The sequence below is a fragment of the Aeromonas sp. PrichA-15 genome (assembly GCF_017939245.1).
Taxonomy (GTDB): domain Bacteria; phylum Pseudomonadota; class Gammaproteobacteria; order Enterobacterales; family Aeromonadaceae; genus Aeromonas; species Aeromonas caviae.
In genome coordinates, this window is sequence record NZ_JAGKRH010000198.1 from 1 (window position 1) to 11079 (window position 11079).

Here is an 11079-nt window from a genome sequence, read left to right on the forward strand (position 1 = left end):
AAACTACCCGATGCACACGAGTGTGCTGGAAGGGGTGAACAACAAGATCAAAGTGATAAAGCGCATGGCATATGGATTTAGGGACTCAGAATACTTTTTTCTGAAAATCAAGGCGGCCTTCCCCGGAAAGCCGCGATGAACCTTAATTTATCCCCTCTATTTATGGTCTGTTTGACACCGCTCTTCTGCGATATATCCGCACGATGCCGGACAATGTGCGGATGAGGCAGACACGGATTGGTGGCAAACAAATAAACCGAATGCTAGATGACGGGTTGTCCGAGTTCAGACTGAACGGCGTGTGTGTATTTTCTCCGGGTGCGGCGACGGGCCTGGACCGCCTCTGCCAGCATGGCAAGCAGGTGTTCACTCTCTTCCCAGCAGAGGCAGGCATCGGTCACTGACAGACCGTATTGCAGCTCACCCAGAGGAGCCGGTTTCTGGTTTCCTCCCAGCAAGAAGCTCTCGACCATGACGGCGGCGATGGCTTGGCTCCCTTCGCTCAGCTGGCGACAGAGCTCTTTGGCGACCTTCAGCTGGTTCGTGTGCAGCTTCTGGCTGTTGCCATGGCTGCAATCCACCATCAGGCGAGGGGGGAGTCCCTGGCGGGTGAGGCGGTCTGCTGCCTCCGCCACATCGCTCTGGTGGTAGTTGGGCAGGGTGCCGCCACGCAGAATGATATGGCCGTCGGGATTGCCTTCGCTCTTGATCACTACCATGCCGCCCTGGCTGCCGGGGGCGGTGAAGAGATGGGAGGCGGTACTGGCCTGGATGGCATCGATGGCGACCCGGATATTGCCGTCCGTACCGTTCTTGAATCCCACGGGGCAGGGCAGTGCGGAGGCCAATTGCCGGTGGACCTGAGACTCCGTGGTGCGTGCCCCGATGGCGCCCCAGCTGACGAGATCGGCGAGATAGAGAAAGCTGGTGGTGTCGAGGAATTCGGTGGCGGTGGCGAGCCCCAGTCCATTGATGTCGAGCAGCACCTGGCGTGCCAGATGCAATCCCCGATTGATGTCGTTGCTGCCGTCCAGGTGCGGATCGAAGACCAGCCCCTTCCAGCCCACCGTGGTGCGCGGCTTTTCAAAATAGGCTCGCATGACTATCTGAAGGCTGTCTTCATAGGCGGTGGCGAGTCGTGGCAGCCGTCCGGCATAGTCCAGGGCCGCGACGGGATCATGGATGGAGCAGGGGCCAATCACGACCAGCAGGCGATCGTCTTCACCTGCCAGGATCCGGCGTGCCTGATGGCGCTGGTTGTCGATGTGCCGGGCCATGTCGGCCGGACAGGGGTGCTGCGCCAGCAGCTCGGCAGGGGTGGGTAGCGCCTCTATGGCGAAGGCGCGCATGACCGAATTCAAAACTGCCATCTGGAGTTACCTTGCTGTGCATGTGTGCGATGGGGAACCCGTATGCGGCATCCTGTTGGGAGCAGACAGATTCACGGCTTATCGCAGTTGTTGAGAATGATTGTCATTATCTTGGTGTTTGTCTCAAATGCAAGTGCAATGAAATCGCCAGGCGAAGATGGGGGGAGAGAGAACGATGGCGGGGGAACCGCAGCAAAAGCAGGCCGCTTCCCCGAGGGAAGAAGCCCGCCAGTGACAAGATAAAGAGGGGATCAGCTGTCCATCACGGCGTGCCTGTCCTGATGGTAGGCGTCTTCATCCTTGCCGCTGCGCCAGTAGGGGACTGCGTAGACCCGCTGGCGCTCGGCATCCAGGGCGCGTCTGACGTGGCGGCGCAGCGGCACGACCAAGCTCTCTTCCCCGCCAAACCAGAAATAGCTCCCCTCGGCGACCATAGGCTGGGCGGTGAAATGCGCCACCAGGGTCGCGGCCTGCTCCGGATTGCCCACGAACCAGCGCAGGTCGACGCCGGCCGGCAGCGACAGATCCTGCACGTCGTCCTGATGGGGGACCAGCAGGGCGATATGGCCGAGGGCATGGGCCGGCATCACCTCCACCATGGCGCTGATGGCGGGCAGGGCGGTGAGATCCCCCGCCATGTAATAGTGCTCGGCCGTTTGCAGCATGGGGTCGGGACCGCCCGGGCCCGAGATGGCGAGCCTGTCACCCGGTTTGGCGTGCAGGGCGAAACGACTGGCGGGGCCGGCCTCGCCGTGCAGGGCGAAGTCGATGTCGAGCTCCAGCGCCTCCCGGCGAAACGCGCGTATGGTGAAGGTGCGAATGACGGGTTTCTGGGCGGGATCGAGCCAGCGAGGCCCCTTGTCGGTGGGGGTGGGCAACACTATCTCGCGCTGACCCGGTCGGGGCAGCATGATCTTGACATGAGCACCGCCACAGCTGGAGGGGTAGTCCACAAGCTCGGGGCTGGTCAGGCAGATTCGGCGCAGGTGTGGGCTCACATCCTGAACATGCTTGACGGTGAGCAGGCGGGGGCGATTGGCCGGGGCGGGTTGAGACATGGGCATACTCCTGGCTGATGATGGCGCCCATTCTTGATGAAATGAAAACTATTATCAATTGGTTTGTGGGCAGAATGGGTCGCGATTGACCTCCTCGGGACGTCCATCGCGATTCCACACTCTCTGCCTGGGTCAGGTTCGATCGCTTCCCCCCAGCGCCCGATAGATGCCTGCCATGTTGTTGAGCTGGGCCTGCTGCTGTGCCAGCAGAGCGAGCTCGGCATCCCACAGGCGGTTCTGCTCATCCAGCCAGGGTTGCACCCCGGTGGCTCCGGCCAGGAAACCGGCGCTTGCGAGCCTTTCGGCCTCCCGGGCATAGGCCCTCTGCTGCTCCAGATAGCGCAGCCGCTGATCCCCTTGCTGACGGGCGGCCAGGCCATCCTCCACTTCCAGCAGCGCGGTATAGAGCTGCTTGCGAAACTCGGTTTCGGCAATCTGGTAGTCGATGTTGGCGCTGGCGATGGAGAGCCGGGTCTTGTTGTACTCGAGGAAAGGGAGCGCCAGCGTGGCGCCCAGGGTGCCGACTGGATTTTGCAGCACCTGGGTCAGGGTATCCGAGGTGGTGCTGGCACCGCCGGTCAGGCTCAGGGTGGGATAAAAGCCGGTGCGGATCTCGTCTCCCCTCGCAAGGGTCTTGCGCAGCCTGAGTTCGGCGGCGCGCACATCGGGCCGCCGGGCCAGCACATCGGCGGGAATGCCGGCCGCCAGGGACGGGATCGGGCCCATGATCAGGGCGTCGGGAGCGTCAGCGAGCGGCCCGCTGCTGCGGCCCAGCAGCAGGCGAAGAGCATTGCCCGCCTGTGCCCGTTGCTGGGTGAGGGTGGCGAGCTCCGCCTGCTTGCCCGCCTTCTGCTGGCTGGCCTGTACCAGATCGAGTCGGGTCACGGCGCCCGCCTCGTATTTGGCGTGGGTCAGGCGTTCAATGCGCTCCAGATTGGCCAGTTGCTGGGTGCTAAGGGTCATGGCCGAGCCGAGGTAGGCCAGTTGCCAGTATTGCTCCAGGGTCTTGCCGATGAGCAGCAACCGGGTGGCGGCCAGATCCTGTTCGCTGGCTTGTGCCTCCCAGCTCGCCTGATCCCTTGCCGCGGCCAGTCTGCCCCAGAGATCCACTTCGTAGCTGAGGTTGAGGGAGGGGCCCAGGTTGCTGCTGGCGCTGCCATCTTTCATGTTCTTGGTGCCGCTGGCCCCGAGATTGGCGCTGACCGAGGGGGTGAGGTTGGTGTCAGCCAGATCGGCGCCGAGCAGGGCATTCTTGAGCTTGAGCCCGGCCACCCGCATGTCCGGGTTGGCGGCCAGCACCGCCTCGACCAGGCGATCGAGCGCAGGATCCTGGAATCCCTGCCACCAGGGGCCTGCCTGCTGCACGGTGAGACCCCGGCTCTCCTGCTGCCATGCTGGCGCCACGTCGAGATCGGGTCTGTGATAGGTGCTCTGCTGGCTGCAGGCACCGAGGCTGGCGGTGAGCATCAGGCTTAGCCCGAGCCTTGATAGGTTGTGCATCGTCATTCCCTCGCCAGTGCCTCCACCGGATCGAGCCTGGCCGCATTGCGGGCGGGCAGGTAACCAAACAGGATCCCGATGAGGGAGGAGCACCCGAAGGCCATCAGGATGGAGAAAAGCGAGAAGCGCATCTGGAAGCTTTCCACGAGCAGGGAGAAGAGAGCGCCGATGAGCAGGGCGAGGCCGATACCGAGCAGCCCCCCCAGCAGGCTGACCATCACCGCCTCGATGAGGAACTGTTGCAATATGTCGGATTGGCGGGCGCCGACGGCGATGCGGATCCCTATCTCCCGGGTGCGCTCCACCACCGAGACCAGCATGATGTTCATCACTCCGACGCCGCCGACGATGAGGGAGATCACCGCGATGGCGGAGACCAGCAGTGTCAGGGTGGCGGTGGTCTTCTCCACCGATTTGACGATGCTGTCGCTGCTGAAGGTGAAGAAGTCCTTCACGCCGTGGCGCTGGGTCAGCAGGGCGACTGCCGCCTGCTCGGCCAGGGCGGGCTGGACGCCGTCTTTGACCCGGATGGTGATCTGGGTGAAGTGCTGCTGGGAGAGGAGACGGCTCATGACGGCGCTGTAGGGGAGCCAGACATTGACCGACTGGCTGCTGCGGCCAAAGCCGGTCTCCTGGGTGACCACCCCCACGATGCGCACCGGCAGGGTGCCGACCAGCACCACCTGGCCGACCGGGTCCACCTTGCCAAGCAGGCTCTCTATGGTCTTGCCATCCACCACGGCGACTGCCGTCCGGTTTCGAATGTCCCGCTCATCGAGCAGGCGCCCCTGGGTGAGCGTCATCCCCTTGACCCGGAAAAAGTCGTTGCCGACCCCGATCACGCTGCCGCTGCTGGTCTTGTTGCGATAGCGAAGCTGGCCCGACGTCGCTATCTGGGGGCTGGCCCCCTCCAGATAGGGCTGGCCGAGCAGCGCGTCGAGATCCCGCTCGTTCAGGGTCTGGATGCTGGCGGCCTTCTCGTCTCCCCAGTCCTTGCCGGGGAAGATGTCGATGGTGTTGGTGCCCATGGCGTTGATGTTGTCGATCACCTTGGCGCGCGCCCCCTGACCCAGCGCCACCACGCTGACCACGGCGGCGATGCCGATGATGATGCCGAGCATGGTGAGGAAGGTGCGCATGCGATGGGCCAGCATGGCGTGCAGGGCCATGCGCCCCGCCTCCCGGTAGCGATCCCAGCTCCGGCTTGCGGTGCGGACGGCGGCTCCTGTGCCCTGTGCATCTTGCCCGACAGAGGGAGGGGCCAGCTGGCTGCCGTCACCTGGCAGCGGGTGGGCTGGCGCCCCGGATGGGGAGGCTGCGTTGTCATCGGTCGCCCGATGGCTGCTGTCCTCCACTACCCGCCCGTCACGCAGGGTGATGATGCGATCCGCATGGCTTGCCACCGCCATGTCGTGGGTCACCAGAATGATGGTGTGGCCCTGGGCGTGCAGCTCCTTGAGGATGGTCATCACCTCCTTGCCGCTTTGGCTGTCGAGAGCGCCGGTGGGTTCGTCCGCCAGGATCACCTCGCCGCCGTTGGCGAGCGCCCGGGCAATACTGACCCGCTGCTGCTGACCGCCGGAGAGCTGGCCGGGTCTGTGGTGGCTGCGATCCTGCAGTCCCAGGCGGGTCAGCAAGGTGCGGGCACGGGCCTGGCGATCAAGGCGGGCAGTGCCAGCATAGATGGCGGGGATCTCCACGTTGGCGGCCGCATCCAGATGGGGCAGCAGGTGATAGCGCTGGAAGATGAAGCCGAAGTGGTGGCAGCGCAGCCGTGCCAGGGAGAGGGCATCCAGGGTCGCGGTATCCTGGCCGCGAAACAGATACTGGCCGCCGCTCGGGCGATCGAGGCAGCCCAGCAGGTTCATCAGGGTCGATTTGCCGGAGCCGGAGGCGCCGACGATGGCCACCATCTCCCCGGCATCGATGGCGAGATCCAGCGGGTGCAGCACGGTCACTTCGTGCTCTCCGCTCTGGTAGCGCCGCTCGATGCCCTTGAGACGGATCAGGGGCTCGCTCACGGCACCATCTCCCCTTCATCGTGCAGGGCCGGCTTGCCCTGCTCCAGGATCACCTTCTCCTGCTCGGTCAGGCCGCTCACCACCTCAATCTTGATGTCATCCTTCATGCCGGTCTTGATGCGGCGGATCTCTCTCTGGTCCCCCGCCTTGAGCAGGCTGACCTCGTACTCGTTGTCGCCGATCTTCTTGCCGAGGGCGGTCTGGGGAATGGCCAGTACCTGCTTGCGCTCGCCGAGTACGATGGTGACCTGGGTCGTCATGGCGACCCTCAACTGATGGCCGGGGTTGGGCACATCGAACAGGGCATAGTAGTAGATGGCCGCATTGCTGGTGGCCGTGGTGCTGGTCGTCTGCTCATTGATGTTGGTGGGGGCCAGCTCGACCGTGCGCAGGGTTCCGTGGTAGCGAGTATCCGGATCCCCTATCAGGGTGAAATAGACCGGCATGCCCGCCTTGACACGGGTGACGTCCGCTTCGGAGATCTGGGCCTTGACCGTCATGGTGTCGAGATTGGCGAGCTTGAGCAGGGTCGGTACCGTCTGGCTGGCGGCCAGGGTCTGCCCCTGCCGGGTGACGATGGAGACGACGGTACCATCCATGGGGGCCTGAATGCGGTTGTAGCCGAGCTCCGTCTTGGCGCGCTCCACCTTGATGATGGCGTTGTCGATGTCGGCCTGGGCGCTTTGCAGCTCGGCCCGGGTGACGGCAAGCTGGGCTTCGGCGCTCTCCAGATCCGCACGAGAGCTCGCTTCCTGCCGAAACATCTGCTGCTGGCGGCGCCAGGCAAGCTCGTTCTGTTTGAGCTGTGCCTGCTTGATCTTGAGCTGGGCGCGGCGGCTGGCCAGCTCAGCTTCGGCGGTCTTGAGGTTGTTCTGGGCGATCAGGGGATCGATCTCCGCCAGCAGCTCTCCTTGTTTGACCTGTTGACCCGCTTCCACCGCGAGATAGGTGATCTGACCCGAGACCTGGGCACCCACATCCACCTGCTCGATGGCCTGCAGTACGCCACTGGCGAGCACCGTCTGCTCCACATCCTGGTGGGTTACCGTTGCGGTCAGTACCGGGTCCGGTGTGTTGCCTGGCCAGGCCAGCCAGGTGACGAGAGGGATCAGCACAAGGGCGAGCAGGGCGAGCTTGCCGGGTTTTCGAAGAGCTTTCATTTATCACCTGAACGAAACGAGCGAAGGCGTGCAAGGGCCATATCGTGCAGCAAATGGCCCTCAAAAAGAAGCGAGCAATGTGTAAGAAATCGTGTGGTTCTGGCGTTGACGCAGTGGAGGTGGTCAAGCTGGGAGAGGATGACGGCGGGGCGTCAGAAACAAGAAGACCCGCTCAGGGAGCGGGTCTTGTGGCGTCAACCGACGGCTTTGAGCAAGGCGGCGTGAGGCTCGTGGCAGATCTGGATATCGAGGGGCAGTTTGTAGAGGAGCAGGCGGGCCAGCGAGCCCTCCATCCAGTGATGACGGCTGCCGACCAGCAAGAGGTCGGCGGGGTGGGCGGCCAGCCAGCGCTGGAGATCCGGCACCACGTCATCCACCACCAGACACTGGTAATCCACCGGATGAGACAGCTGGGTGATGAGTTCACTGATGATCGCCTTGGCATCCAGGGTGCCCTGGGCGCTGCGCTCCTCTTGTGACAGGGACAGACTATTGCGACGGGTCTTGCTGCTGTGGGTCAGGTGCAACAAAGTCAGGTTGGCGCCCAGCCCTTGTGCCAGACGGCTCGCCTTGGCCAGTGTCTCCTGCTCGTAATCCTTGCCTTCCAGCAACAGCACAATATTGGTCGGGCTCATAAGCAGTTCTCCTTGGCAGGTGCGGGTCAGACGGCGGAAGCGCGCTCCCATTCTCCCTTCCCGCGAAATGTCAGCTCAAACGAACCCGGTGTGTTTGCATCAAGCGTCATCTTCTGTCGATGGCAACTGAAGGTACCGAGTCCGTTTACATCATCATAACAGACTGAGTTGAATGGAAAATGAAGGAGTGGGTCCGTTCGATATATGAATGAGTGCAACGAAGATGAGTGGCGTTCTGACCATGGCGATGGAAGCCCGACTGGGTGATGACCAGGCTGACAGGCTCAGACTGAGCATCAAGACACGTGCCGCGGATTAGCCAGGGCAGCCCCTCGTTCTTTCTTGCGGCTCACGGCATCAGTCAACCAGGCCGGCGCCGTCGGCAAGAGGCTTCAACTGGCCACCGCGATGATGACTCGGTCAATCTGAAAGGGCCGACATGGACGGGAGGATGTCCCGCCCGCCCCGTGGTCAGCTTGCGAGCAACTCCCGGGCATTGGCCAGGGTGTTGTCGGTGATCTGATCGCCCCCCAACAGGCGGGCCAGTTCGTTGAGCCGGGCGCCCGGGGTGAGCGCCTGCATCTGGGTTTCCGTTGTCTTGCCGTCGGTGTGTTTGCTCACCACCATGTGCTGGTGACCCTTGCCTGCCACCTGGGGCAGGTGGGTGACCACCATCACCTGGGTGGATTCGCCGAGCTGGCGCAACAGGCGGCCCACCACGGCGGCGGTCGGGCCGCTGATCCCCACATCCACTTCGTCGAAGATAAGGGTCGGGGTGGAGATCTTGCGGGCGCTGATCACCACGATGGCGAGGCTGATACGCGACAGCTCGCCGCCAGAAGCCACCTTGCCAAGGGGTTGGATGGGCTGACCCGGGTTGGTGGTGACCATGAACTCCACCCGATCGATGCCAAGGGGCGAGAGGCTGCTCTGGGCATCGGGTCGAACCTCGATGGCGAAGCGGCCATCTGGCATCGCCAGTTCGTGCATGCTGGCGCTTACCTTCGCGCCAAGCTCCTCGGCATAGCGCTGGCGACTCTGGCTCAGGGCCTCGGCGGCCTGCACGAAGGACTGGCGGGCCGAGGCCAGCTCGTCCTCCATCCCCTCGAGGCGTTCTTCGTCGGAGTTGAGGCGGGCCAGATCGGCGGCCAGCTCCTGATGGTAGTGGGCCAGCTCCGCCGGTTTGACATGGTGCTTGCGTGCCAGGTTGATGGCCTTGGAGAGGCGGCTCTCCAGCTCGTTGAAGCGCTCTGGATCCAGTTCCAGCCGGTCGAGATAGCTGCGCAGCTCGCTGTGGCTCTCCTGTACGCCGATCAGCGCTTCGTTGAGCATGCCGAGCACGTTGCCAAGCCGGCTGTCCATGCCGACCAGGGTCTCGGCCCTGTCCACGGCCGTCTGCAGCAGACCGGCGATGGTGGTCTCTTCATTGTCATAGAGCAGATCGAGGCAATACCCGCACTCCTGCATCAGCTCGGTGCCATTGGCGAGCCGCTGATGCTCCTCTTCAATCTCTTCAAACTCCCCCGGCTGAAGGGCAAATTCGTCCAGCTCCTGCACCTGGTATTCGATGAGTTGACGTCGGGCTTCCCGCTGCTGCTGCTCGGCCTTGAGCCGGTTGAGCTCGTTTTGCAACTGGCGCCACTGCTGGTAGTGGCGGCGCACATCGTCGAGGAGCAGATGATGACCGGCATAGCCGTCCAGCAGGGCGAGCTGGTAATCGGGTTTGAGCAGCATCTGGTGAGCGTGCTGACCGTGGACGTTGACCAGCAGTTGACCCAGGTTCCTGAGCTGGGCGAGGGGGACGGGAACCCCGTTGATATAGCTGCGAGAGCGCCCCTCGGCGGACAATACCCGCCGGACGATGCACTCACCGTCATTTTCAAGCTCGTTGGTGGCGAGCCAGGCCCGGGCGGCAGGATTACCCTCCAGCAGGAAGCGGGCACTCACCTCGGTCTTGTCGCTGCCCGGGCGCACCATGCTGGCTTCGGCGCGCTCCCCCAGGCACAGCCCCAGAGCATCGATGGCGATGGATTTACCCGCCCCGGTCTCCCCGGTGATGCAGGTCATCCCCGGTTGCAGATCGAGTTCGAGAAACTTGACGATGGCGAAGTTGTTGACGGTCAGCTGGGTCAGCATGGTCTCATCCTGTATGGGTCAACATTACTGTGTATGCATCCAGTATATACTGGTCTTATATACAGTAAAGTGGGCAGGGAGGATTTTTGCGAAACAGGGGGAGGGCAAGGATGTCAAGGCCGCGGCATGGGTGTGACGCCGATCAGATGGCCTGCAAAATCAACCTGCGTACCTGGCATGGGCTGAGGCGATGCGAGAAGCCACCTCGAGGGGCTCTCTTGTGGTGAGTGGCTGGCTGAGACACACTCGAAACAGTCCTGGTTGAGCCTGGGCTGTGTACAGACCTCTTCGCAAGGATGCGTCACGATGATCCATACCCCGACCCTGCTGCTGATCTCCCTGGCAATCAACCTGATGTCGGGGCTGATCATGCTGTTCATCCACTCCCTGAAGCCGGGTCGAGGCAACTTTCTGTACTGGTCCCTCTCCGCTTTTCTCTTCTCCCTCTCCATCCTGCTGCTCAGTCTGGGGGTATTGGGAGGGTATCCGGCGCTGGGCATCCGGGTCGGCGGCCTGGTCTCGCTCATGAGCATCCTGCTGTTGCTCGCCGGTTTTTGTGCGCTTTACGAGCGCGCATGGCATCCCCGTGCCGTGAGGGGAGGCGTGGCGGTGTTGCTGCTGCTCTATCTGGGATTGTCCAGCCTCGCCCCCGTGCGCATTGTGCTGGCTCTGATGGAGTCGATGTTGTACCTGTGGTGCGCCTGCCTCATCGTCTCTCTCGGCCGGCAACAGAAGCGGGTGCTCCATGTGGTGGCGCTCATTTACCTGCTGCATTTCACCATCCTGCTGAGTCAGGGGGGGCTGCTCTTGCTGGGAGCCGAAGGGCGGATGGGAGACGGAGGTTGGCTCGATCTCATTTTCTTCATGCACATGGTGCTGACCATCGGCTCGGTGTTGCTGCTGCCTCTGGTGGCCTATGTGGAGACGGAGGAGGCATTGCTGGCGCTCTCGGAGCGGGATCCCCTCACCGGGGTGCTCAATCGGCGCGGTCTCTTCAGGCAGGGAGAGGGGGCTACGCCTGGCCAGACGCGCTGCGTGGTGGTCCTGGACATCGATCCGACATTCCGCACCTGATTTAGGAATAAATTTGCCGATAGCGCTCACCCAATACCTCCAAAATGATCTGCTGGTCTCCTGTTAGCTCCGTTACTTGTGGCGGAGCTTCTCCCAGTCGATATTCATGGATGCCACCAAAGCGC

The 11079-nt window shown here is 62.9% G+C and carries 9 protein-coding genes; 2 read left to right on the forward strand and 7 right to left on the reverse strand.

Features of this window, described 5'->3' with window-relative positions:
- A partial coding sequence (locus tag J9889_RS19070) for a transposase (protein ID WP_210537942.1) occupies window positions 1-139 on the forward strand: 139 nt, incomplete at its 5' end.
- A gap of 124 nt (window positions 140-263) precedes the next feature.
- Here the strand turns inward: J9889_RS19070 and J9889_RS19075 are convergent.
- The 7 genes from J9889_RS19075 to recN all read right to left on the reverse strand — a co-directional run bounded on the left by J9889_RS19075 (window position 264) and on the right by recN (window position 9880).
- Complete coding sequence (locus tag J9889_RS19075) at window positions 264-1370, reverse strand: 3-deoxy-7-phosphoheptulonate synthase (RefSeq protein ID WP_210557729.1); 1107 nt, start codon at window positions 1368-1370, stop codon at window positions 264-266.
- Between the two features lie 251 nt (window positions 1371-1621).
- Entirely contained in the window at window positions 1622-2428 is an 807-nt protein-coding gene (locus J9889_RS19080) for a siderophore-interacting protein (RefSeq protein WP_210557731.1), read from the reverse strand.
- A gap of 132 nt (window positions 2429-2560) precedes the next feature.
- Window positions 2561-3934: a TolC family protein gene (locus J9889_RS19085; RefSeq protein WP_210557733.1), complete on the reverse strand. Its 1374-nt coding sequence runs from the start codon at window positions 3932-3934 to the stop codon at window positions 2561-2563.
- Window positions 3931-5949 (reverse strand): MacB family efflux pump subunit, encoded by a 2019-nt coding sequence (locus J9889_RS19090; protein WP_210557735.1) that lies wholly within the window; start codon window positions 5947-5949, stop codon window positions 3931-3933. Before J9889_RS19090 ends, J9889_RS19085 begins: the two co-directional genes overlap by 4 nt.
- A complete protein-coding gene (locus J9889_RS19095; RefSeq protein ID WP_210557737.1) occupies window positions 5946-7109 on the reverse strand; it encodes an efflux RND transporter periplasmic adaptor subunit in 1164 nt (387 codons plus the stop codon). Before J9889_RS19095 ends, J9889_RS19090 begins: the two co-directional genes overlap by 4 nt.
- A 194-nt stretch (window positions 7110-7303) precedes the next feature.
- Entirely contained in the window at window positions 7304-7744 is a 441-nt protein-coding gene (locus J9889_RS19100) for a universal stress protein (protein ID WP_042864170.1), read from the reverse strand.
- Window positions 7745-8215: 471 nt separating this feature from the next.
- The gene (gene recN / locus J9889_RS19105) at window positions 8216-9880 is read right to left on the reverse strand and encodes a DNA repair protein RecN (RefSeq protein ID WP_210557740.1); all 1665 of its coding nucleotides are present in this window, start codon (window positions 9878-9880) and stop codon (window positions 8216-8218) included.
- A gap of 306 nt (window positions 9881-10186) precedes the next feature.
- Between recN and J9889_RS19110 the strand changes: the two genes are divergently transcribed.
- Window positions 10187-10954 carry a GGDEF domain-containing protein gene (locus J9889_RS19110; protein ID WP_246878133.1) on the forward strand — a complete coding sequence of 256 codons (768 nt, stop codon included), beginning with the start codon at window positions 10187-10189 and terminating at the stop codon, window positions 10952-10954.
- Window positions 10955-11079 lie beyond the last annotated feature (125 nt).